This window comes from Polynucleobacter sp. es-GGE-1, from assembly GCF_018882005.1.
Taxonomy (GTDB): Bacteria; Pseudomonadota; Gammaproteobacteria; order Burkholderiales; family Burkholderiaceae; genus Polynucleobacter.
This window is the reverse complement of the sequence record NZ_JACVPE010000008.1, coordinates 1-23,185: the sequence shown is the minus strand read 5'-3', so window position 1 is coordinate 23,185 and position 23,185 is coordinate 1. Positions and strand designations below refer to the sequence as shown.

The window sequence follows — 23,185 nt, the reverse complement described above, 5'->3', positions numbered from 1 at the left end:
AATTTAGTCAGACCACACTCAAGTTTGGATTATCAAACCCCAACAGAGTTTGTCGCTGGATGGCAAAAAGAATTAATAACGGGAGCCAGAGTTTCTAGATGAGATTGGTCCGATAAAACCAGACAGGTCACCTCAAAAGGGGGATACTTGTTCAAGCTTTATTAATTGACAATCAGTTGGCATGCAATATCTAGACCTGTTCCCATGAAATTAATGTCAACCCAATCTAGTGACCTGAAAGAGCATGTTTTTTTAATTGAAGATGACATCACATTGTCTGCCAGCATCTGCTCATCGCTCGAGTATTTAAATTACTGCGTTCACAAATTCACTTGCGCAGAAGACTTTTTAATCTCGAATATATCGTCGTTCTCCCCCGCAGTAATATTGTCTGACGTTGCTTTACCAGGCTATTCTGGCATAGAGCTACAATCAAAATTAGTAGCTTTAGAGCACTCTATACCCATCATTTTTATTAGCGGTGAATGCTCTGCAGCCGAGTCTGCCCAAGGTATCAAGCAAGGTGCTGTGGAGTTTTTGGCTAAACCGTTTCGTAGAGATGATCTGCTAAATGCCATTAGTTGGGGGATTCAGTTACATCGCAATTACCTCAAACACACTGAGCTCAAGGCTGCTGCAACTGAAATACTAGATCGCCTAGCCCCAAGGGAGCGTGAAGTTTTTAATCATCTAGTGTCTGGTTGTACAAACCAACAAATGTCCGTGGGCCTTAATTTATCTCTAGAAACTATTAAGCAATACAAAAAACAAATAAAACAAAAATTAGAGGTATCTGACCTTTCGGACCTCATTGCATTATCAAAGGTGGCTTCAAATAAACGATCCGCCTAATTGCCTCAGCCTAGCTTGCCTGCTATCCCTCTTTTGAGGGATTTTTTTTGTTTGCTGGAATTGGTATGGTTCGGTAGCTCATAAGTTTCATTTACTTAGATCCCTCTACTTTTGTCTGTTTTAGGTCTTTTACTGAATAAAAATTAATGCACCTAATCAACTCTTAGCTATATCTAAATCTGGCATCATGAAAACACCACCATCACAGTTTCACAATATCCCCCTAAGTCTTTTTACTGCTCTCTCTATCACCTTATCGGGTGGGGTAATAGCGCAGTCCATGTCTGACCTACTCACTTTAGGGGGAACCTATAGTTACGCCAGGGGCGTCTCTGCTGATGGCTCAGTGATTGTGGGAGATAGCACTATTATTGGCGATCGCACAAGACATGCCTTTAAATACTCTGGCGGAGTGATGACTGACCTACTCACTTTAGGGGGAACCTATAGTTACGCCAGGGGCGTCTCTGCTGATGGCTCAGTGATTGTGGGGTATAGCGATATTACGGGCAATAGCGCAAGCCACGCCTTTAAATACTCCGGCGGAGTGATGACTGACCTACTCACTTTAGGGGGAACCAATAGTCGCGCCTATGGCGTCTCTGCTGATGGCTCAGTGATTGTGGGAGATAGCGATATTACGGGCAATAGCGCATACCACGCCTTTAAATACTCCGGCGGAGTGATGTCTGACCTAGGCACTTTAGGGGGAACCTATAGTCGCGCCTATGGCGTCTCTGCTGATGGCTCAGTGATTGTGGGAGGTAGCAATATTGCGGGCGATAAGGCAACCCATGCCTTTGTCTACAGAGTAGCTGACGATGGTGGTGGTGGCGGCGGTGTGATGGTTGATGTGCCCAATACCTACAGTGCACTCGCTACCAATAGCTATCAACTCAATTCTTTGCTGAATGCTCAAAACACCGCATTAGCTGTGAACTTAAACAGTGATTGCACCGTCTATGGCGCTAATAATGTGTGCGTTGGGGTTGGTGGTCGCTATACCAATGTCAGTAGCCCAACAACAAGTCAAACAGCGGGCAATATTCAATTAGGCTATCGCTTTGATCCTAGCTTTAGGGCTGGTGTATTTTTAGATCAAGGTATTAGTAACACCACCCCGAATAACTACACCGTCAAAAACTCCCAACCTTTAGCAGGACTTTTTGCAGTCTATGCTCCTAGTGGTACTAACTTAGGAGTGCAAGTCAAAGCCTCGGCAGCTTACAGTAGCAATGGCGTTAATGTCACTCGCACGACTTTAGCTAATACTGAATCGGGTCAAGGAACTTCCACCATGACCACCCAAGGCGCTCAGTTAGAAAGCGCTTATGGTTTTGCAGTGGGCAATAGTTGGGTTGCTTCTCCATTAATAGGTGTGAGAGCGACTTCAGTTGTTCGTAATAGCTATACCGAAACTGCGGGAGCCACTTTCCCAATTACGTATAACTCAGTAACCCAATCAGCGACAACTGCTTACGCAGGAGCTAAGGTCATGGGTTATGTCACTCCAACAGTAAGCGTCGGAGCCAGTGCAGGAGTAGAGCAAGATCTCAATAGCAGTATGAGTAACTACAGTGGCTCGATTTATTACTTAGGTGCATTTAGTTTGGCTGCACCCAGCATTCAAAAGACTAGACCTTTTGTAAGTGCTAATGCCGATTATTGGATTGAAAAGAATCAACGAGTTAGTCTCAGTACTTACTACAACCAGCAATCACTGAATACTTCTAACGGTATAACAGCCATGCTTAATTACATAATTGGCTTGTAAGAAAACTAATCTAGCTTCATCAAGAACCCGCAAGTTGTACTTTGCGGGTTTTTTTATTGCCTGTGAGCGGCCGCTTTGGGTCGGTAGCGGTCATTGGTTAAACAAGCGTTACTTTAAGTAACGCTTGCAAATCATTCAAAAGTACTTTGGAGCAACGAGGTGTTAGACGGTTGCTCCAAAAATCCTTTAGTTTTGAAAACCAAAGACCGATAGACCACTTCTTTTAAATCCCCGAATTTACTTACACATTTGCTTACACACCGACACTGACCACCCGCAGAGCCCCTGTTTATATGGGTCTATCTTGGGCTTCTGCTCTCATAACCAGAGAACCTAAAGTTACCCTAAAACACACAAAAGGCTAGCTTTTGAGACTAAAGGTGAGGTTTGGTCATTTGAGCGTTACTTTAAGTAACGCTTGGGGTGCTAGAAAGTGTGTAGGCAAATATTGCACAGTTTTAGTTGAATTTTGATGTGAAGATTGGTCGGTCATGCTCAGCATTGGTTGATCCAATTCTGAGCTACTAGGGATGATTAAAAAATTATTTCCCCCAAACACTTGCTAGCCATGGCTGTTGCTCAATGGGCAGTCCACTTGGCCTATAGTAATGTTCAATTTCAGTGAACTGTGCATGGGTCATAAAAGATCTCCAAGCTGCTAGATCGTGATAAGAGCCAAAGCGATCTCCGTACCAACTTTCCTCGTTATTACCACGAGGATTTGAGCTAAAAAGAATGCCATTGGGCTTTAAGCATGCCCATAAATTACTTAGCACCTTAGGCAATAGCTTATTAGGAATATGAAATAGTGAAGCGTTAGCAAAAATACCGTCAAATGTGCTATCTGGCAAAGATAAGTTAAAAAAATCCTGGACTAAGATTTCACAACCACTTTTAGTTCTGGCTATTTGAGCGGCTTGTTGACTACCTTCAAGCCCAATAGCGACATGACCAAGTTTGGTAAAGGTTTGAAGATCTCTTCCTGGGCCACATCCAAAATCAAGAATATGAAACGGTGGCTCAGTCTTGATTGCTCTCAATAGAGCATCAATATTTTGACTGACATCATGATCTTTTGTGCCCTCGTAATAAGAAAAGGCATTTTGATCATAATGCGCAATGGTTTTTTGTGAGATTAAAGCAGATTCATATGCGAGATTTTTTAATGTAGACATAGTGAGTTGCCAGAAATATCGCCGTTAGAGTTGATGCTTAAATTAAGACTATTCTTTTGACGCCTCGATTGCTATGCTTAAGCTTATCTCATCGCCAACAAATGGTACATATTTTCCTAGATCAAATTCTGAGCGGCTTAACTTCGCGCTTGCGTTTGCACCACACATATATTTAAAGGTAATAAAGTTACGGCTACAGGCAAAGTTGCTTACTTCAATATCAATAGGCTTAGTGATGCCCTTAATAGTTAACTCACCTGAGATTGACGTAATGGCCTGATTATTGAATGTAAGCTTATCGGAAGTGAATTTAGCTACAGGAAACTTTTCTGAATAAAAGTAATCTTCGGTTCTAAGTAGCTTATTAAAGGTATCGGAGCCTGTGCTGACAGAGCCGGTCTCAATTGAAATATCTATAGTGCCGCCATCCATTTGATCATTGAGTGTGATGGTGCCACTCACCTTATCAAAACGACTGGTTTGAATTGAATAACCTAAATGTTTGTAGCTAAAGCTAACAAAGGTGTGCTCAGAATCGGTAGTGTAAATTTCTGCTGCTTGGGCTGAGGAAGTGACCAAGGCCAGGAGAAGGGCATTTATATAAAAAAAGTTCATTGGATATTTTAGGTGTTGATATGAGTATGTGCTGAAAAAGACGCTATTTTCAAGTAGAGGCCTAAATACCTTATCTTTGAGGTCTTTTTATCAGCCGAGGCATCCATTTGGCTTTCAAAAGATAAGCAAAAGTAAGCATAAAATCGTTTTATATGAGTTAATTCATGTAATGAACGCTTGCATCAAGCGTAATCCTGAAATCATCACATAAACAGTCTTTAGCTATGCCTCTCCGCAATTCACCAAGTCAAATACGAGACTTAGACGATCTAAGTCAATTGAGCGATATTGTTTCTGATAAGCGCAGGGGTCAATGTTCATTAGCCAAAAAGTCAAGACGTAATCGACATTACGAAAAACAATTTATTCGTAATACGGTTATGCGTATACCTATCAATCCATCCGAAGAGCAGATGGATTCTTAAGCGATATCTTTGTATTTAATTAACTCAATAGGAAGAATCATGTTTAGTCACATTATGCTGGGCGCAAATGATTTAGAAGTTTCAAAAAATTTCTATGATGCTGCCCTAGGAGCACTGGGTATCAAAGCTGGGAGCTTTAGTCATGGCAAATACTTTTATCGCGGCCCCGGTGGTGTCTTTGCCATTACCAAGCCTATCGATGGTAACGAGGCGACTCATGCCAATGGCGGCACAATCGGCTTTAGTGCTAAATCAATCGCTGATGTAGACGCGTTTCATGCCATCGGCGTTGCTCATGGTGGAACTTCTTGTGAGGGTGATCCAGGTTATCGAGAGGGTGTCGCTGGCACTATTTATATTGCTTGGCTCAGAGATCCTGCTGGCAATAAGATTTGCGCACTTCATCGACCTCCTAAATCAGCTTAGAGTAGTTAGCTATAAGCGTTTTTAGATCAAAGAGCAGCTATTCATAATTTAGTAAATGACTATTGCAATCTATTATTTTAGAAATGATCTCCGCTTAGAAGATAATCCCGCATTTATGTTGGCTTGTAAGAATGTAGATTTTCTGCTCCCTATCTATATACATGAAGAGAAATATGAAGAAGAGACTTGCTGGGGATTTCCACGGGTTGATCATCGCCGTAAAGTATTTTTACAAGAGTCCTTAGAGGATTTAAGAACACGACTAAGGCATTTAGGATCTGATTTATTTGAGCTGGCAGGCGATTTCAAGGAAACATTCACTAGCCTACGCATCAATTTCGATGTGAGTCAGATTTACTGCGAGCAAATCGAGGCACCCGAAGAATTAGAGCAGGTGAGAGTGTTAAAGAATATTGGGTTTGAGGTAATTTGCACATGGCAATCGAGCATGCTTGAGCCTCAGAGTTTGCCATTTCAATTAGAGCAAATGCCTGATGTATTTACACAATTTCGTCAGCAAGTAGAAAAGCAGAAATTAAGGTTTGCAAATCCTACTGAAGCTCCGACTAAGATCCCTCTCTTGTCAATGGGTACTGAGGCTATAAATCAAGCCTCTTATCTTGAAACGCAATTTGATATGAAGTCATTTCTGGGCGGAGAAAGTAGAGCGCTTTTACATATTGAGCAGTATTTTGATAGGCGCCTACCGGATACCTATAAGCAGACCCGAAATCAGCTTATTGGCATGGATTATTCCAGTAAATTTTCCCCATGGCTCGCATTAGGTTGTTGCTCTGCTAGATCTATAGCAAAAAAACTCACAGAGTATGAGCTTCAGTATGGCGCAAATGATGGTACTTATTGGCTTTGGTTTGAACTACTTTGGCGAGACTATTTTCGATTCCTACACTTTAAGTACGGCAATCAACTCTATCGATCAAAGGGCCTTAGTGCTGAATCTAATAATTCGTTTATTGAAGCAAAGTTCAATCAATGGATATCTGGCACTACTGGTGAACCATTGATTGACGCGGGTATGCGCGAGTTACTACAAACTGGGTATCTATCAAATCGTATGCGTCAGATTGTTGCAAGTTATTGGATTTACAATATGAAGGGTGATTGGCAAGCTGGCGCTGCTTGGTTTGAGTCACAGCTTGTTGACTATGATGTTTATAGCAATCAGGGAAATTGGCTATATATTGCTGGCAAAGGAACTGATCCCAGAGGGGGTAGACCAATGAATTTGGCTAAGCAAACTTCAGACCATGACCCTGATGGAATATATCGAAAGACCTGGCTGAGCTAGGTTGTATGCGCTACCCTTAAATTCTATATTAAGTAAATTTAAGCCGATTTTTACAAACGAACGATTGCTGTAGTCTTACTAAAACTCAAGAGTTAGTTGTGAGCTTGGTTCTGTAATTTTCACTCTAGAGTTATTGCGATCAGTCATTTTTGCTCGAGACGCATGTTTATCGATAACTGTTTTTTTGCCAGCTCGAACTTCTGATAAGTTGCGTCTGGTATGCAAGCGATCCTTAGATGCTTTTGTGGCGATAGCAAGATCTACTATTGGTTGGGGGATATCTCTACCAATTTCAATGCCAATATTGTTTTGTACTTCTTGAGGCATATTCCAAGGCTCAAAAAGCCAAGTATCTGGTACTTGACGCATATGAGGAAGCCATCTCCTAACAAAAAAGCCTCTCTGATCATGGTCTTGCGCTTGCTTGATCGGGTTATAGACGCGGGTCGTATTAATCCCGGTCGTGCCTGATTGCATTTGTAGTTGACTCCAGTGGATTCCGGGTTCGTAGTCTAAAAATTGGGTGGCTAGCCAATCTCCTACTGGTTTCCAGTGTAGCCACAGTGGATAGGCTGCAACGGAGACTAGCATCGCACGCATTCGAAAATTCAGCCATCCCGTTTCTCGTAGCATGATGACGCAGGCATCTACCATAGGCCAACCTGTCTTACCGTCCTTTAAGGCATTGAAGTAATCGTCATTGAATTCATTCTCGCGTAATGCATCATATCCACGGTGCATATTTCGCCACTCGATTTCAGGTTCGCTCTCAAGCTTTTGAATGAAATGGCAATGCCAGTACAAGCGACTCATGAAAGCAGTCAAGCCTGATTTCCTTCTACTCGCATCTGGCGACATTTGAAGCAACTCTTCATTGGTTGCTTGTACTACCTCCTTAATACTTAAACACCCATAGGTCATATATACCGATAAGCGGGAGCATGCATCTGGCGCTGATAGGGGCGATGAAATCCCACCTCGATACCACATACTTCGCTGTTTTAAAAAACTATTGAGTGTTTTAAGTGCAATGGATCGTCCTCCACGTTGCCTTGATGGTGGATTATGTTTTAGGTGCACAGGCGTCTGCATCATAGATGGAGTCAGATAAGGAGCGCTAGAGTTTGGTGTTTGTCTACTGGTACCTGAGGCATTCCAAAATTGAATTGGTCCAAGTTCACACAAAGGTGCTTCCATGTGCTTTTGCCAATGAGATTGCCATAAGTTACGATTTTTTAATCCCCTGGTTACTCCAAACTGAGGGTATTCACCCCAATGAATGCCGTGAGCCTGACACCATTTGTTAACTTCTTTATCTCTAGAGTACGTAAAACCGTTGCCAGTTTCTTGATGTGAATGCAAGCCTTGAAAAGGATTAGCTTGCCAAATTTTAGTAAGTACTTCAACGACTTCACCTTCATAGATTTCTAAAGTACCACTGTGCAAACGTAGTTGGTTTTCTAAATCCTGAAGGGACTCTCGAATAAACTCAAAGTGCTGAAGGGCAACATCTGACTGCATCCAAAGTGTTGGCTCAAGTATATAAATGCAGCGAACTGGGCCCCGCTTTGCAGCCTCAGTAAGAGCGGCATGATCTTCACAGCGCAAATCACGCTTAAACCAAACTAGTTGATAGCTCATACTTGATAAATTGAAAATATATTCGTCATGACCTTAGAAGATTTAACTAATCAATCGCTAGTTATTTTCGGCCTTACGTTTAGGGGTCAGTATAAATTGCGCAAGTAGGGCTAGACAAGCGGCAGGTATAGCACCAGAGAGCATCAAGGCTTGATCGTTTACAGCAAGCCCAGCAACTATTCGATCACCAAATCCACCTGCGCCTACTAACGCTGCAAGAGTGCAGGTACCAACGCCTATCACTGTAGCCGAAGCTAAGCCAGTTAAAATAATAGGTCTTGCATAGGGTAGCTCAATAGAAAGCAATAATTGCCGCTCATTACAACCAAGAGCTAAAGCTGCTTCTTTGAGACTATCTGGAACCTTTATTAAGCCAATATGGGTCGCATTCACAATGGGTAGAAGGCCGTAAATAAATAAAGCCAAAACCGCCGGTACAGCACCTATTTGATCTAAGACGGCGATCAGAATGGTTAGTAATGCAAGCGAGGGTATTGTTTGTAAGATACCAACAGATCCTAAAATCCATGTTGCATATCGAGGTCGCCGGTACGCCACAATTCCAAGAGGTAGACCAACGAGAAGCGCCATGATTGAGGAGATTGCTACCAACAGCACATGATCTCTGAGTGCGGTAAGGAAATCTGGCCCAAAAAGTAGCTTAAAAAATCTAGAGAGCTTTGTGGAATCTTGCTGATTATTACTAGACTGATTTAAAAATCCACGGGCGACCATACTAAAGTCGATGCCCGACTCAGCTTGTTCGTTGAGCTTTGCCATAGTTGCTTCATTCAATTTTCCCGCTAATTGTTGAAGAGGTTTTTCATCAAAATCAGAGCGCATCAATAAGATTGCATCGTAGCGAGGAAATGCATGCCTATCATCCTCTAGCAGGACTAAGTGATTTTTTGTAATTGCTGCATCGGTGGAATAGGCATCTACAATATCGACATCACCACGAACCAGAGCATCAAAGGCTAAGCCATGCTCTAGTACTTTTTTGGGTTTTATTTTTAGATCGTAAGCCTGAATCAGTGCAGGCCAACCATCATTTCTTGTTTTAAATTCCGGAGATAATACAATTCGAAGTGTGGATTGCTGCTCATTTGATAAATTTGTAATATCACTAATTCGTTTGAGACCAAGCGCTCTTACTTGCTCTGATCTCATAGCAAGTGCGTAGGTGTTATTAAACCCAAGCGGTATCGCCACCTTCAGTCCTATGGGCTTAAGCCAGTCATTCAGCTCGTTTGCTGAAGCTTGGGTTTCTGGACGCTTGAGTATTTCACGCAGAATAGTACCCGTATATTCTGGATATACATCAATCTGACCTGTTTTCAGTGCTTGAACAACAATCGCAGTATTGCCAAGACCTTGTCGATGAACAGCTTTTACTTCGGCATCACGTAATGTAAGATTAAGCATCTCACCAAGCACATAGCTTTCTGTAAAACGTTTTGAGCCAACGACGGTAGTTTTGTCTGCGGACTGGGCCAGTACACAACAGCTTACAGTTAAGCAAAAACATAAGCTCAGCCTAATCCAAAAAGAGAAAATATGCTTACTGAAATACAAGCCGAACTATCCTTGTTAAAAATGTAATAGCTCATCATAAAAGCCTTTGGCCTATTTTGCTCTACTGGTATATACCTTTATAGGACTTTTTTGACATAGCAGATCACTTGATTTTGTAAAGTAAGTGATATCCAGTTAGATATTTATTTGGGTAGTAAGTCACCAATATTGAGTACTACTACATAAAAGATCCAATATCTGTATGTTTATGACGATAACTCTGATGGACTATGATTATGACGTACTATCTCTCTTACATGTCAGCCATCTTGGAGAATAAATATGTCACTACGAATTAACGATATCGCACCAGACTTTACAGCAGACTCAACTGCAGGCAAGCTAGGCTTGCATGATTGGATTGGGGATAGCTATGCTATTTTATTTTCACACCCAAAAGACTTCACGCCGGTATGCACTACCGAGTTTGGCGCAGTAGCTCAACTAGCATCCGAATTTACTAAACGTAATACTAAGGTGATGGGTGTCTCGGTTGATAGCGTGGATGATCATCAAAAGTGGAAGCAAGATATCGCTGCTTTTGCTGGGGCGCCTGCAGACTTCCCAATTATTGACGACACCTCCTTGCAGGTAGCAAAACTCTACGATATGTTGCCAGCAGATGCTTATCTACCAGACGGTCGTACGCCTGCACATAGTGCGACTGTCCGTACTGTGTTTATTATTGGGCCAGACAAGAAGGTGCGCCTAACAATTTCTTACCCAATGTCTGTTGGGCGTAACTTTGCAGAAATTCTGAGAGCCTTAGATGCTATTCAGGCAACCGATGGAAAGCCATTAGCAACACCAGCAAACTGGGTTCCTGGGCAAGACGTTATCGTGGCACTAGCACTCAATGATGAGCAGGCAAGCGCTCGATTTGGCGAATTAGACATTAAGTTACCCTATCTGCGTTACGCCAAATATTCAGGAAAGTAAAGAGTCATACAGTTTTCGATAGTATTGTTAACTTGGCGAGGCAGGCGTCTTTAATAAGCCGCTAAATCAACAATTACAAATCCTGCTGCGACAATGTGAATCAGGGTAATGACAACTGATAGTCCGTGCAACACAAAAAAAAGCCGCCTTAGTTTTGCATCTGTAGCTGCATTAATTGCAGGCATTAATATTTGACGAGTGGGAAGGGTGGATAGAGCAATGAGTGCCAATATGCTGGCACTAAATAGACTGCTCGCTAGGGCTAGTAATGCTGCAATGAGTGATGCGATCATCACAAAAACATAAAAGGAAGGAAAGGCCTTGCGTATTAATATACGTGCTTCATCTGGTGGTAAGGATTTAAGTAAAAAAGCGGCAAAGCTCGCGGAAAAAAATAACATGCCACCAAAAAGTAGGGAGGCAGTTAATAAAGCAGATATATGGAGGGTAGTTTCAAACAAGATTTAGCCTCGAGATAAACAGGCTAACAAGAAGCGCTGTTGTGATAAAAAAACTATTAATAAAATGGTAAAGCATTGTATTAAGAGGGGTTGAATAATGAACTGCATAGTATTTCTCTATTAAATCTACTCTTTTTTCTTCTGATCTTTCTCTCGCTCTTTTTTGAGATCACGTAATTGCCACCATGCAAATAGCAAAACTCCTCCAAAGACAAGTACTACTTCAATCAAGATAACAGGGCCAAAGTTATCCATACATTTCCTAAAGGCTACGTATTCATTTTAGGATCTGTAATACAAGCCTTCATTGCTTTTAACTCTATAACTTTTAGCCATTCAGGTTTTGCTTTTGGGTTCATTACCAATTCATTAACTTGTCGGTTAGATGCATTTTTAGAGATAAATTCAGCTTGGCAACTACAATAAGCGGTGAAGTCCTCTTCAGTAAGAGCTTTTCCTTTGACACCTTTATGTTCTGCCACTTGCTCAATGGCACAATTCTTTTGATAATCTTTAGAAATCGTCTGGGCAAAAGACGGGGCGCCTATAACGAATAAAAAAGCTAAAGAGATGCTTTTATGACATATTGACATATTGACTCCTTTTTAAATCTAATTACTGGATATTCTTCCATAAACATCAAGGTCTGACTCATCTACCTCTAAATAGTCATCTTCTATGACAGATGCCCCTTCTAATTGCTCGATATATTCTCGAACAGCGTAGAAGTCAGGTATTTGAGCCTGATCATCATTTTGAAGATCCCAGACCTTATAGCGAAAGACTGTTAAGCGCATTGCTGATTACCAAAAAGGCTTACGAACCCAGTAGATGGTTCAAGTGACGCTTGGCATAGGCTTTGCGGGTATCTTTTAAAACGAGGACCAAATTGCTCAGAAACTTTTTGAGTTGTGTCATTTAAGGCTCCTTTAGTGGGGTGTATTAAGGTTAATACTTAATTAGTATGCGCTTCATTTGCTTATGGTGCAGAGCCGCAAAAACCCCTTTAATAGTAGTTTTATACGTAAAAACCCCAATAGGTAGAGAATGATTCTGTCTCCCGACCTCTTAACAAGGTCCTTAAGTCGCCTTTGGGCGACTTCTTTTTAAGTTGTCTAAGTTGCCCTTGCCGTATCGCCTACTTAAAGGAAATAGTCATGCTGCAGTACATCAATAAATCGCTTGAACAAACTATCAATACCTTGATTGATATCACTACCTACTCGCGATTTGGTGTACCTGTAAGGGCGATTGATGTCGCTAGGCGTCAGCACCTTTCATTAAGCAGAACGGAGATCTTGCTCTCAACGCTAAGATCAGCATGCCTCATTCGCGCAGCTAAAGGCCGAAGAGGCGGATACTTTTTAGCGAAAGATCCGCAAAGTATGACAATCAAAGATGTGTTCTCTGCCGTTAATCACACTAGATCTAGAAAAATCTCCATGAATGACTTGGCTCAAGAAATGATGGATTCTTTTGAAAATTACCTGCGCGACTGCTTATCTAAAATTACTGCTAGCCCATCAGGAAAAAATCCTAGAACACAGCCTATCTCTATGCAATCATTACCGGCGTGGGATGCACAAAAATATCAAATCAAGTCCGTTCCAATCAAGGGTAAGTGGGATACCCAGTGCGTACTCAGAACAAAAGCGGAGCTGCAAAAAGCAGAAAAGCTTGGGCCTAACTCCATATTTGATTTTAGTAATTACCTCCAGTAACAAAAAATGAGACTGATTAAAAAGATGCAACAGTTTTACGATGAAATTTTGAGTTATATCAGAGCCTACTTGAGATGAATACCGAGATTAAGCAAGATCCAGTAATCTACTCAAAATACCTTGAGCAAGAGTTACGCTCAGATCACGCGGGTGAAACAGGTGCTGTTTATATTTACAAAGGCATTATTGCTGTTGCAATATTGCGCAAAGACCAGGAGCTCATTAACTTTGCTCAGCATCATGGTGCTACTGAGACTGAGCATTTAAAATTAATCGAATCGGTTTTTGAGAAAAAATACCGCAGTCATTTACTTGGCCCATGGCGATTGGCGGGCTGGTTAACGGGGGCTATCCCAGCGCTATTTGGTAGAAAAGCAGTTTATGCAACGATTGATGCCGTTGAGACATTTGTAGAAAAGCACTATCAACAGCAAATTGACTATCTCAAGCAACAAGGCAGTCACGAGCGATTACTTGAGTTGTTATTGCGTTGTCAAGCCGATGAGATTGCCCACAAAAATGAAGCAAGATTAAAGGCTTCAAATTCTCTGCCTGCGATTCTAAGACTGTGGTGTGCTCTAGTGGGCGGAGGATCGGCCGGTGCTGTTTTATTAGCCAGGCAGATTTAAAGAATATGATGTTATTGATTAACTATATAAGGTAGGGCAGGAATGATTCAGATTCAAATCTGGGCTGACTTTGAATGTCCCTATAGCTATTTTCAGACTATCGTTTTAGAGAAGTTACAAGCCAAATATCAAAACAGATTGGAGATAGTGTGGAGGGCATTTGAATTAACTCCTGTTGAGGGCAATATCTCACCATCACAATCTTATATAGATAACCTTGAGGCCGCCAAGTCAGAGCCCATTGTTAAAAAAGAAAATCTTGAGCTTTTAACGCCAAAGTTTTTAACCTATACATGGCTTGCACAAGAGTGTGTTTATTTTGCTAATGCTCAAGGGCTATCGCTAAAGCTAGCTAGAGCATTATTTGATGCATTCTTTTTGCATGGACTTGATATTAGCAGTGAGGATGTGGTGATGCAGATTGCCAACAAAGTCGGTATTGATCTTCAGCAGTTAAGACAGGCACTTGATAATGGCGAATTAACTAAACACGTGATGGCTGATGAGCAGGAATTCAAGACTTATGGATTTCAGGGTTTGCCTGCAATGCTCATTGGAGAGAAGAATTTTTCACCCAGAAGTTTTATGCCAATAACGGGTTATAAAACTTTTGAAGAACTACTTGAGATCTTGCCTAATTAGTAGCATTCATAATGATGTCTATCTGATGACAAATGATACAGCTTGACTATCTTGGCTATGAGCCATGGCCATCACCAAATAATCTCTTAAAAGATTTAGAGCGCTCGGCTCATGTAACGCATACTATTATTAACAAGCTTGATCCTGGCCAGGAAAAAGTCCACTTATCGCCTGGATTAAACCCTCCACACTGGGAATTTGGCCATCTGATTTGGTTCCATGAGTTTTGGGTACATCGACACGGGCAGCAATCTAACCCATCTCTTTTTCCTGATGCAGATGAGTTGCTCAATTCATCTGTAATTTCTCACGATGATCGCTGGCAAGTTCAATTACCATCGCTTGATATTTTGCAGAATTATTTTTCAGAGGTGATGGAACGTACTTTCACCATCTTAAGATCTGGTTCTCTGAGTCCTGAGCAGGCTTACTTTATTCAGTTAGCCCTCTATCACGAGGATATGCACAATGAAGCATTTGCTTATATGTGGCAATCTTTGGCTTACACCTGGCCTCTTAAACAAAATCTTGGCTCTATTGAAGAGCAACAGAATGGCTTTGAGCCACGGTATATCAAGATTCCTCAAAGCCAATTTCAGCTTGGATCAGCGCCAAACACAGGCTTTATTTTTGATAATGAAAAATGGCAGCATGCAGTATTGGTTCCCAGTTTTTCAATCTCAAGTCATGCAGTGACTAATGGTGAATATTTAGAGTTTTTAAAATCTTTAAGTGATGCAGGAGTCAGTTTTATAGAGCATCAACCTGCATATTGGAAAAAAGAGGGTGATGCTTGGTTTGAGCGGTTTTTTGATCAGTGGCTAGAGTTAGATCTCAAAGCGACTGTAAGGCATATTTCTGCTCACAACGCTGAGCAGTACTGTTTATGGAAAGGTGTTCGGCTGCCTACTGAAAATGAGCTCAGCCTATTAATGGCATCACCACATGCTGATTGGTTGCCTTCCAATCTATGGGAGTGGACCAGCAGCACTTTTATGCCTTTTAAGGGATTTAGTGCCGATCCGTATCAAGATTATTCAGCCCCATGGTTTGATGGTAAGTATCGGGTTTTGAAGGGTTGGAGCTCATTTACCCCCAACTATCTGCGCCGCCCCCAATTTCGTAATTTTTACCTACCTTCTCGCAGTGACTTTTTTTGTGGCTTTCGTACCTGTTTAATATAAATTAGGTAAGCTCACAGACTTACCCATCCATCTTCTTACTTTTAAATTGAGCTCTTTAATATGACATATAACGGTCGTCTTACCTCCCTCTCTCACGGTGGGGGCTGTGGCTGCAAAATTGCCCCAGGTGTTTTGAGCGATATCCTGAAGTCTTCTCCAATTCGCCAGATACCGGCCGCACTCCTGGCAGGTTCTGATAACAATGAGGACGCTGCTGTTTATCAGCTCAATGAAAATCAAGCGATCGTAGCGACTACGGACTTCTTCATGCCGATTGTGGATGATCCTTATCAGTTTGGGCGTATTGCAGCAACAAATGCTATTTCAGATATATATGCCATGGGAGCGCAACCTCTTTTCGCCTTAGCGCTATTAGGTATGCCAATCAACGTCCTTCCTTTGGAGGTTATTCAGCAAATTACTGCTGGTGGTGAATCAGTCTGTGCAGAAGCTGGGATCATTATTGCTGGTGGTCACTCAATTGATACGGTAGAGCCTATTTATGGACTGGTTGCTATCGGAGTAGTAGATCCCAAAAAACTCAAGCGCAATAGTGGCGCAAAGGCAGGCGATAGCATCATCTTAAGTAAACCTTTGGGTGTAGGCATCCTTTCTGCTGCACTGAAAAAAGAGCAGCTATCTGACGCTGCTTACCAGGAGATGATTGCTCTAACGACTAAGCTGAATAAGCCTGGTGTAGCGCTATCTCAACTCGATAGCGTGCATGCGCTCACGGATGTGACAGGATTTGGCCTAGCTGGACACCTATTGGAACTGTGCCGTGGTGCAAAGCTATCAGCTCAGATTCAGTGGGACTCTATTCCAGTAGTATCTGAAGCGGTCAAATTAGTTAAAGAGGGCACCTTTACTGGGGCATCTCCCCGTAACTGGTTCGGCTATGGCCATGAAATTTCGATGGCGCCTCATTTGAGCGAGTGGCAGCAAAATCTCTTATCCGATCCTCAAACAAGCGGCGGTCTATTAATTTCTTGCAGCCCAGAAGCTACTGAGCAAGTGTTAGATATTCTCAGGGCGGATGGATTTAACCAAGCTCAAAAAATAGGTCAATTTGTGCAGGGCTCAGGCCTTTCAGTAGCGTAAGTTCTTCTTCTTCAATTAACGAGAAAGCAACCAATCAAAATGAAATTACATCAGTTAAAGACTTCTCTTAGCTTAGTTCTAGCAACACTCTGCTTGAGTTTGTTTAGCCTTCAAGTAAATGCGCAAGCCGTCTTGCGTGTCTCTGCGATCCCAGATGAATCGCCAACCGAGCTGCAAAGAAAATTTCTCCCTTTGGGCGAATATCTTTCTAAAGAGACTGGTATGAAAGTCGAGTTCATTGCTGTGACAGACTATGCAGCAGTGGTCGAAGCGCTAGCAACCAATAAAGTCGATATGGCTTGGCTAGGCGGATTTACTTATATTCAGGCAAAAATTCGTACGAGCGGAGCAGTCAAACCAATCATTCAGCGTCTTGAGGATGAAAAATTTACCAGTAAATTTATTATTCCTGAAGGTAGCACAGTAAAGACTTTGACTGATTTGAAGGGGAAGACCTTTGTTTTCGGTTCTCCATCATCTACTTCAGGGCACTTGATGCCGCGTTTTTACTTAATGAAGGCAGGCATTAATCCGGATAAAGACTTTAAGAATATCGCTTTTTCTGGAGCCCATGATGCTACCGTTGCTTTTGTCGCTGGTGGTAAAGCAGATGCTGGTGCTTTAAATGCATCTGTTTGGGATAAATTGTCTGATGCTAAAAATCCCAATACCGAAAAGGTAAAAGTGTTTTACACAACGCTACCGTACCATGACTATAACTGGACGGTACGAGGTGGTTTAGATGCAGCGTTGACTAAAAAAATTAGCGATGCCTTTTTAAAGTTAAGCGCTAATGATCCTGCTCAAAAAGAATTAATGGATCTGCAGAGAGCTAGCAAATATATAACGACCAAGTCATCTAACTATGATGAAATCGAGAGAGCTGCAATCGGCGCTGGTTTAATTAAGTGAAAAAAATAGCATTCTCATTTAAGAATGTTAGCTTTAGCCACAGCAATGGCAAAGAGGCGCTAAGAAATATTAATATTAGCGCCTCAGCTGGAGAATCTATTGCGATTATTGGATCATCTGGCTCTGGCAAAACCAGCTTTCTTAATCTTATAGCAACTTCACTACGGCCAAGTACTGGATCAATAGCGGTATTAAATGTTGATCCATGGGCAATTTCAAAAGGGCAGCTACAGCGTTTGCGCTCTCAAATAGGTTTAGTGCATCAAGCGGCTCCAATTCCCCTAAGACAAAGAGTCATCACCGCTGTCTTGGCTGGTCGCCTTGGTCGGTGGCCACTCTGGAAGTCTCTTTTATCTCTGATCTACCCTGTTGATATTGGAGGTCCGCAGTTGTGTTTACAAAAACTCGACTTAGCAGATCGCCTCTTTGATCGATGTGATCGCCTATCTGGGGGTCAACTGCAAAGGGTGGGTGTTGCACGGGTACTGTATCAAAAGCCTCAATTATTGCTTGCAGATGAGCCAGTATCAGCGATGGATCCCGTTCTTTCTGACTTAACCATTCAGCGTCTTTTAGAGGATGCGCAAAGTAGAGATGCTTGTTTTGTAGCCAGTCTACATGCAGTAGATATTGCTTTGCGATGGTTCCCTAGAATTATTGGATTGCGAGATGGGGAAGTCTTTTTTGATCTGCCAGCATCTGAAGTAAGCGAGAAATTGTTGCAACAGTTATATGAGTCTGAGCGTGGCGTTCTACCAAAACAAGGTAGTACAAATATATAGTGATGAGTAGAACGCTTTACGTTAGAGATCCTGATGCACTGAGACGGTTTTCAGTCGCTGTGATTGCATTGGCTATCTTGTGGCCCATGATGCAATTAGCGCAGTTTGATGTATTTGCATTGTTTGAAGTTAGCAATCTCAAAGTGTTTACTAACTTCTTAATTCATTTTTTTCCACCCAATCTTCAGACATCATTTTTAGCCTCAGTACTAAAGGCCACTGTAGAGACTTTAGCTATGGCAACCGCAGGTATTGCACTAGCAATGCTAATGGCAGTTCCTTTAGGCTTAATCATTACCTATAGTCTATCAATTTCACGCATTGGCCCGGCCTCTGGGCATCGTATCGCTCGGCTCGGTAGATACCTTGCCCGCATGCTGATGTTATTGCTCAGAGGCATCCCAGAAATTGTGTGGGCTCTCTTGTTGGTTAGGGTGTTTGGTTTAGGTCCAATCGCAGGCGTACTGGCAATTGCGATCACTTATGGCGGCATGCTTGCCAAAGTCTATTCTGAAATTTTGGAGACTGAAAATACTCTACCTGCTAGAGCGCTACTGATGTTGGGTAGTGGCCGCATCAATGCATTTTTATATGGGCTATTACCAGGCGCCTCGCAAGAATTAGCCTCTTACACGATCTATCGCTGGGAATGTGCGGTGAGAGCCTCAGTAGTCATGGGTTTTGTCGGTGCTGGTGGCTTGGGTCAGCTGATGGATCAATCGATGAAGATGCTCAACGGTGGGGAGGTATCTACCATTCTCATCGTATTTTTGTTGCTTGTTTTACTAGCAGACTACATTAGCCTCATCATTCGTCGACAGCTCGCATGAACCATCATCCTGCTCGAGAATTTTGCCTAAAGTGTCTTATTACGCTAGTACTAATAGCGTTTTTCATTGTGGCTAGCTTTGCTTATCTCTCATTAAATCCACTAGCCCTATTTACAAAGCAAGCAATGAGTGATGTTGCTATCTATACATCGCGATTCTTTCCGCCTGATCTTTCATCTCCATTTTTGCAAAAGGTTTGGGGTGGTGTGTTGCAGACTTTGGCTATCTCTGCTTTAGCAACTTTATTAGCAGCAGTGGCTAGTCTTTTTTTAGCCTTGCCGGCAGCGGGACAGTTTGGTCATAGCGCAAAAGTAGTGACTCGTTTTTTCTTAAATTTTCTGCGTTCTGTACCAGAGCTCGTTTGGGCCGTATTAATGGTGTTGGCAGTGGGTTTGGGGCCATTTGCAGGAACTCTAGCGCTCGCCTTGCACACCACTGGCGTACTAGGGCGTTTGTTTGGCGAGACTTTGGAAAATCATCCTCCTGCAGCGACTCAAGCGCTTCGATTAGCTGGAGCAAGTAATACCCAATCCTTTGTCTACGGAGCCTTACCAGGGATTTACTCTCAACTTCTCTCATACAGTCTTTATCGCTGGGAGATGAATATACGTATGGCTACTATTTTGGGATTTGTGGGTGCAGGCGGTCTTGGGCAGATTTTGTACTATGAGCTCTCTTTATTGCATGAGCAACAAGCTTCAACAGTCATCATGGCGATGCTGATATTAGTCATAGTCGTAGATATGATTAGTAATAAACTGCGTCGAGTACAAATGCATAGCCTTGGCTAAATGCTGGCATATAAAAAAGGAATATTGAAGTGAGTAAAGAGCGCAGCCCCAATCAAAAGTTAGTTGATGAAATCATTACTGGTCTTACTCAAGAGCAGCCATCGATATCTCCCAAGTTTTTCTATGATGAAATTGGCTCTCACTTATTTGAGGCAATTACTTTTTTAGAAGAATATTATCCAACCCGAACTGAAAAACAGATCATGATGCAATGCAGTGAAGCTATTGCTTTGACGATAGGTCAGTGTGATGTTTTATTAGATCTGGGTGCCGGTAACTGTGAAAAAGGAAGCGCCTTATTTGATTCCTTAATGCCCAAAGAATATCAGGCGCTTGATATTTCTAAAGAATTTTTAGAGCAAGCTATCTCTGGTTTACAAAAAGAATTTCCACAGATTCAGATGCAAGCCCAAACCTGTGATTTACAGGAAGAATTGGTATTCCCTGATTTAGTGGGCCGCAAGAAAACGTTCTTCTACCCAGGCTCCTCAATAGGAAATTTTGATCCAGATGCTGCACTAGGCCTATTTAAAAATATTGTGAAAGTATGTGAGGGTGATGGTGGTTTACTCATTGGAGTTGACCTAGTGAAGAATCATGAGGTTTTATCTCGGGCTTATAACGATGCCCTTGGTATTACTGCAGCATTTAATAAAAATATGCTTTTACACCTCAACCGCCTTGCTAAAACAGACTTTAATTTGGCGTATTGGGAGCACTACGCTATTTTTAATGAGCAACTTTCTCGGATTGAAATGTATCTACGATCTACCCACAATCAAGTAGTTACTTGGCTAGGCGGTGAAAAGCATTTTGATAGTGGAGATCTTATCCATACAGAAAATAGCTACAAATACACTCAAGAAAAATTTGAATCTCTTTTAAAGAGCGCCGGCTTTAAGGATGTGCACTCGTGGACTGATCCAAATCACTATTTCTTAGTAGCTTATGCTACCGCTTAGGATATTGAGTAGCTACTTCACTAGACTTTTTATAAGCTTTTGAATCGACTCTTGTTCTAACTCTGGCTTGGTGATTTTCTGTCTCCTAGCAATCGCCTTGCACAATTTTTGATAAAAGACTGAATTAGTCTCAGCCTTAGTCAAAAGCTTGCTCAAAGCCACTTGATCGCCTACTGGATAGTAAGCGGGATAATAGTTCCCTAGTAAGCCTCGGTTACCTGGAATATCTGAAGCAATCACAGGTATACCAATGGCAATCGCTTCAGATACTACGTGTGCGCCACCCTCCATAACACTGGAGATGATCATGACATGAGAGCGAGAAAGCCACTGAAGCGTTTTAGAGTGGCTGAGCTGTCCTAACCACTGATATCGCTCAATATTTTTATCAAGAGAGATGGCCTCCTTTTTAAAGTCGGGGCTCATTGCTTGGCCGAGTTGCATCAGTCGGATTTTGCTATCTGGCGGTAATAATTTGAGAGATTGCGCTGCGCAAAAGGGATCCTTTTCACTTCGCAAATGACCGATGATACTTGCTAAAAAATGACGCTTTGGCGGCTCTTTTTTAGTGATACCTTTTACTGACTGGTAAATCACTCGCACTTTAGGGTGAAATTGCTTAGGCAAGGAATCAATTGCATCTGGTTGAAGTACCACAATTGCATCAGTCATTTCCATTGACTGGACCACTTTCTTTGAATTTTTCAGGTCTCGGTAGATATCCGTTCCAGTCATGATTAAAACGACAGGGTGATCTGGATGAGTTTTCTTAAAGGCTTTAATAGAGTCATAGCTGCGTAGTCCATGAAGAGCAATCAGAAGATCACATGACTTTCCAGACCATTGCTCTGTAATGGTGCTTTGATAATTTAAGCGCATCAAAAATTGATGCCACCGTAAAGCAGTAATACGGTTACCGTGCAGAGTGCCTGGAGGTGCAGGCGTGACGATTTCGATACGTAGTTTCAATTCAGCAATTCCAGCTTAGCCTAGTTTTAAATATTGCTTAGATTCTAGGATAGATAGGAAAGATATGTTTAAAGCATGTAAATTGTGATGATTTTGGCCATCTAGTGTGATAGTCTGAACCTGGTATTAAACCTATAGAAGATGTAAATGAAAATAAACCCAATTTTTGCTAAAGCTGCTTTGGTATTAGGTATTGCAATCGCTTCTTGTGGTGCATATGCACAGTCCATGAAAGTGACTCTGACTGGTGCTCAAGAGGTACCTCCAGTCATGACCTCCGCATCCGGAGTAGGTGCAATTATGGTTGGTCCAGATGGTTCAGTATCAGGAACAATTACCACTAATGGTGTTGAAGGAACTATGGCTCATATTCATGAAGGGGCAATGGGTCAAAATGGTCCCGTCATAGTGCCATTTACCAAAACTGCTGATAATGTTTGGTCAGCTCCCGCTGGCGCCAAATTAACAGATGCTCAGCTCCAAAGTTTGAAGAGCGGCAATCTTTATCTCAATGTTCACAGCGCTACCAATAAGCCTGGCGAAATTAGAGCTCAGCTTAAGCCATGAGGATGGAACGATAGACTCTGTTTTAACTCATTAAGGATCATCAAGACCACCCTCGGGTGGTTTTTTATTGAGCGTTACTTAAAGTAACGCTTAGGACAGATAGATTAATTGCCTTCAATTGTGGATAAAAAATCAATCAGTTTCCTAATGTCTTCTGCGTTTTTTCCATGTGTAGAGTTCACCGTTTGAGAATTTACCGCCAGAGATGCCATCCACTCCGAACTTACCTGCAATTTCTAGATCATTAAATTTAATCGTCACAAACTCACCAAGCTGCTTAGCCCATTCCATAGCTTCATCTAGCGTCTGAAATTCATATATCTTCGAATGATGTTCTACCGTTATCACTGTTAGTTTGTTGATGTTAATGTTATTTAAACTACTCAATAATCTCCAGCTTATCCTGCTTTAGGAAATGTAAGCAATAGCCGCCCCTTTTGCTCTAAAAGCCCTCTAGATTGGCTATTTCACTAGACAAAACGACCCACACCCATAATCAGGAGACGTAATCCCTTGAATTTCTGTAGTTTGCTTTTGAGACTAAAAGGTGAGGTTTTTATTTTTAAAATCGATATTCTTGTGCGGCTCTGCAAAAAAAACCTAGGAATGCTAACCTTGCATTTTAATTATTAGTCAATTTCTTCTCTCTTTTTTAGGCAAATTCGGAGCCAAAACTAATGAATCAGGATCATTCTTTAAATGATGATGTGCAAGACAAGGATCGCCGTAACTGGTTGATCGCCACATCGGCAGTTGGTGGCGTAGGTGCCGCCGCAGCCCTATACCCTTTTGTAGACAGTTTTGAGCCTTCCGAGCGTGCTAAAGCCGCTGGAGCTGCTGTTGAGATCGATATTTCAGGTATGAAGCCAGATGAAATGCGCATGGTTGAGTGGCGCGGCAAGC

The 23,185-nt window shown here is 42.0% G+C and carries 28 protein-coding genes; 18 read left to right on the top strand and 10 right to left on the bottom strand.

Translation table 11 applies throughout. The annotated features are described in order from the left end of the window. Positions 1-204 precede the first annotated feature (204 nt). Entirely contained in the window at positions 205-852 is a 648-nt protein-coding gene (locus ICN35_RS07745) for a response regulator transcription factor (protein WP_216126130.1), read from the top strand. 187 nt (positions 853-1,039) lie between these two features. Then, on the top strand, positions 1,040-2,626 hold the full coding sequence (locus tag ICN35_RS07740) for an autotransporter domain-containing protein (RefSeq protein ID WP_216126128.1): 1,587 nt from the start codon (positions 1,040-1,042) through the stop codon (positions 2,624-2,626). A 542-nt stretch (positions 2,627-3,168) separates the two neighbouring features. Here ICN35_RS07740 and ICN35_RS07735 read toward each other — a convergent pair. Continuing rightward, positions 3,169-3,801: a bifunctional 2-polyprenyl-6-hydroxyphenol methylase/3-demethylubiquinol 3-O-methyltransferase UbiG gene (locus ICN35_RS07735; protein WP_216126126.1), complete on the bottom strand. Its 633-nt coding sequence runs from the start codon at positions 3,799-3,801 to the stop codon at positions 3,169-3,171. A 48-nt stretch (positions 3,802-3,849) separates the two neighbouring features. Further along, positions 3,850-4,416 (bottom strand): YceI family protein, encoded by a 567-nt coding sequence (locus ICN35_RS07730; RefSeq protein WP_216126123.1) that lies wholly within the window; start codon positions 4,414-4,416, stop codon positions 3,850-3,852. Positions 4,417-4,640: 224 nt separating this feature from the next. On the opposite strand from ICN35_RS07730, the gene ICN35_RS07725 reads away from it, so the two are divergent. From ICN35_RS07725 to ICN35_RS07715, 3 genes are read left to right on the top strand one after another with little or no spacing between them, the layout of a single operon-like run. Further along, positions 4,641-4,841 carry a hypothetical protein gene (locus tag ICN35_RS07725; protein WP_216126122.1) on the top strand — a complete coding sequence of 67 codons (201 nt, stop codon included), beginning with the start codon at positions 4,641-4,643 and terminating at the stop codon, positions 4,839-4,841. Between the two features lie 39 nt (positions 4,842-4,880). After that, the gene (locus tag ICN35_RS07720; RefSeq protein ID WP_216126120.1) at positions 4,881-5,267 is read left to right on the top strand and encodes a VOC family protein; all 387 of its coding nucleotides are present in this window, start codon (positions 4,881-4,883) and stop codon (positions 5,265-5,267) included. A 55-nt stretch (positions 5,268-5,322) separates the two neighbouring features. Further along, positions 5,323-6,576: a DASH family cryptochrome gene (locus tag ICN35_RS07715; RefSeq protein ID WP_216126118.1), complete on the top strand. Its 1,254-nt coding sequence runs from the start codon at positions 5,323-5,325 to the stop codon at positions 6,574-6,576. A 78-nt stretch (positions 6,577-6,654) separates the two neighbouring features. On the opposite strand, the gene ICN35_RS07710 is transcribed toward ICN35_RS07715, so the two are convergent. Together ICN35_RS07710 and ICN35_RS07705 are read right to left on the bottom strand one after the other, a co-directional pair. Next, positions 6,655-8,217, bottom strand: coding sequence for a cryptochrome/deoxyribodipyrimidine photo-lyase family protein (locus ICN35_RS07710; RefSeq protein ID WP_216126116.1), 1,563 nt, complete (start codon positions 8,215-8,217; stop codon positions 6,655-6,657). 57 nt (positions 8,218-8,274) lie between these two features. After that, positions 8,275-9,714 (bottom strand): glycine betaine ABC transporter substrate-binding protein, encoded by a 1,440-nt coding sequence (locus tag ICN35_RS07705; protein WP_255535763.1) that lies wholly within the window; start codon positions 9,712-9,714, stop codon positions 8,275-8,277. Positions 9,715-10,074: 360 nt separating this feature from the next. On the opposite strand from ICN35_RS07705, the gene ICN35_RS07700 reads away from it, so the two are divergent. Beyond that, positions 10,075-10,731 (top strand): peroxiredoxin, encoded by a 657-nt coding sequence (locus ICN35_RS07700; RefSeq protein ID WP_216126114.1) that lies wholly within the window; start codon positions 10,075-10,077, stop codon positions 10,729-10,731. 50 nt (positions 10,732-10,781) lie between these two features. On the opposite strand, the gene ICN35_RS07695 is transcribed toward ICN35_RS07700, so the two are convergent. The 4 genes from ICN35_RS07695 to ICN35_RS07685 all read right to left on the bottom strand — a co-directional run bounded on the left by ICN35_RS07695 (position 10,782) and on the right by ICN35_RS07685 (position 11,989). Further along, entirely contained in the window at positions 10,782-11,192 is a 411-nt protein-coding gene (locus ICN35_RS07695; protein ID WP_255535762.1) for a DUF4149 domain-containing protein, read from the bottom strand. A 126-nt stretch (positions 11,193-11,318) separates the two neighbouring features. Next, complete coding sequence (locus ICN35_RS11390; RefSeq protein ID WP_255535761.1) at positions 11,319-11,447, bottom strand: hypothetical protein; 129 nt, start codon at positions 11,445-11,447, stop codon at positions 11,319-11,321. Between the two features lie 14 nt (positions 11,448-11,461). Beyond that, the gene (locus ICN35_RS07690) at positions 11,462-11,785 is read right to left on the bottom strand and encodes a hypothetical protein (RefSeq protein ID WP_215298598.1); all 324 of its coding nucleotides are present in this window, start codon (positions 11,783-11,785) and stop codon (positions 11,462-11,464) included. An 18-nt stretch (positions 11,786-11,803) separates the two neighbouring features. Continuing rightward, positions 11,804-11,989 (bottom strand): hypothetical protein, encoded by a 186-nt coding sequence (locus ICN35_RS07685; RefSeq protein ID WP_215330201.1) that lies wholly within the window; start codon positions 11,987-11,989, stop codon positions 11,804-11,806. A 360-nt stretch (positions 11,990-12,349) separates the two neighbouring features. Here ICN35_RS07685 and ICN35_RS07680 point away from each other — a divergent pair, with 360 nt between their 5' ends. The 10 genes from ICN35_RS07680 (at position 12,350) to egtD (ending at position 20,746) form a co-directional block, all read left to right on the top strand. Next, positions 12,350-12,913 (top strand): Rrf2 family transcriptional regulator, encoded by a 564-nt coding sequence (locus ICN35_RS07680; RefSeq protein WP_216126111.1) that lies wholly within the window; start codon positions 12,350-12,352, stop codon positions 12,911-12,913. Positions 12,914-12,987: 74 nt separating this feature from the next. Beyond that, positions 12,988-13,542, top strand: a complete 555-nt coding sequence (locus ICN35_RS07675) for a demethoxyubiquinone hydroxylase family protein (protein WP_215318864.1) — start codon at positions 12,988-12,990, stop codon at positions 13,540-13,542. A gap of 42 nt (positions 13,543-13,584) precedes the next feature. Next, positions 13,585-14,184 carry a DsbA family protein gene (locus ICN35_RS07670; RefSeq protein WP_215318865.1) on the top strand — a complete coding sequence of 200 codons (600 nt, stop codon included), beginning with the start codon at positions 13,585-13,587 and terminating at the stop codon, positions 14,182-14,184. Positions 14,185-14,216: 32 nt separating this feature from the next. After that, positions 14,217-15,368, top strand: coding sequence for an SUMF1/EgtB/PvdO family nonheme iron enzyme (locus ICN35_RS07665; protein ID WP_216126108.1), 1,152 nt, complete (start codon positions 14,217-14,219; stop codon positions 15,366-15,368). A gap of 60 nt (positions 15,369-15,428) precedes the next feature. Then, positions 15,429-16,469 carry a selenide, water dikinase SelD gene (gene selD, locus ICN35_RS07660; RefSeq protein ID WP_216126073.1) on the top strand — a complete coding sequence of 347 codons (1,041 nt, stop codon included), beginning with the start codon at positions 15,429-15,431 and terminating at the stop codon, positions 16,467-16,469. A 39-nt stretch (positions 16,470-16,508) separates the two neighbouring features. Continuing rightward, entirely contained in the window at positions 16,509-17,381 is an 873-nt protein-coding gene (locus tag ICN35_RS07655; protein ID WP_216126071.1) for a putative selenate ABC transporter substrate-binding protein, read from the top strand. Beyond that, entirely contained in the window at positions 17,378-18,163 is a 786-nt protein-coding gene (locus ICN35_RS07650; protein ID WP_343219899.1) for an ATP-binding cassette domain-containing protein, read from the top strand. The genes ICN35_RS07655 and ICN35_RS07650 overlap by 4 nt, the downstream gene beginning before the upstream one ends. A gap of 2 nt (positions 18,164-18,165) precedes the next feature. Next, a complete protein-coding gene (locus ICN35_RS07645; RefSeq protein WP_216126069.1) occupies positions 18,166-18,993 on the top strand; it encodes an ABC transporter permease in 828 nt (275 codons plus the stop codon). Next, positions 18,990-19,784 carry a phosphonate ABC transporter, permease protein PhnE gene (gene phnE, locus ICN35_RS07640; RefSeq protein WP_216126067.1) on the top strand — a complete coding sequence of 265 codons (795 nt, stop codon included), beginning with the start codon at positions 18,990-18,992 and terminating at the stop codon, positions 19,782-19,784. The genes ICN35_RS07645 and phnE overlap by 4 nt, the downstream gene beginning before the upstream one ends. Positions 19,785-19,813: 29 nt before the next feature. Beyond that, complete coding sequence (egtD, locus tag ICN35_RS07635) at positions 19,814-20,746, top strand: L-histidine N(alpha)-methyltransferase (protein ID WP_370625670.1); 933 nt, start codon at positions 19,814-19,816, stop codon at positions 20,744-20,746. Positions 20,747-20,758: 12 nt separating this feature from the next. On the opposite strand, the gene senB is transcribed toward egtD, so the two are convergent. Further along, a complete protein-coding gene (gene senB / locus ICN35_RS07630; protein ID WP_216126066.1) occupies positions 20,759-21,715 on the bottom strand; it encodes a selenoneine biosynthesis selenosugar synthase SenB in 957 nt (318 codons plus the stop codon). A gap of 147 nt (positions 21,716-21,862) precedes the next feature. Here senB and ICN35_RS07625 point away from each other — a divergent pair, with 147 nt between their 5' ends. Continuing rightward, on the top strand, positions 21,863-22,282 hold the full coding sequence (locus ICN35_RS07625; protein ID WP_216126064.1) for a CHRD domain-containing protein: 420 nt from the start codon (positions 21,863-21,865) through the stop codon (positions 22,280-22,282). Between the two features lie 144 nt (positions 22,283-22,426). Here the strand turns inward: ICN35_RS07625 and ICN35_RS07620 are convergent, their stop codons facing one another. Next, positions 22,427-22,573, bottom strand: coding sequence for a hypothetical protein (locus ICN35_RS07620; protein ID WP_216126061.1), 147 nt, complete (start codon positions 22,571-22,573; stop codon positions 22,427-22,429). Positions 22,574-22,959: 386 nt separating this feature from the next. Here ICN35_RS07620 and ICN35_RS07615 point away from each other — a divergent pair. Continuing rightward, a partial coding sequence (locus ICN35_RS07615; protein ID WP_304608891.1) for a ubiquinol-cytochrome c reductase iron-sulfur subunit N-terminal domain-containing protein occupies positions 22,960-23,185 on the top strand: 226 nt, incomplete at its 3' end.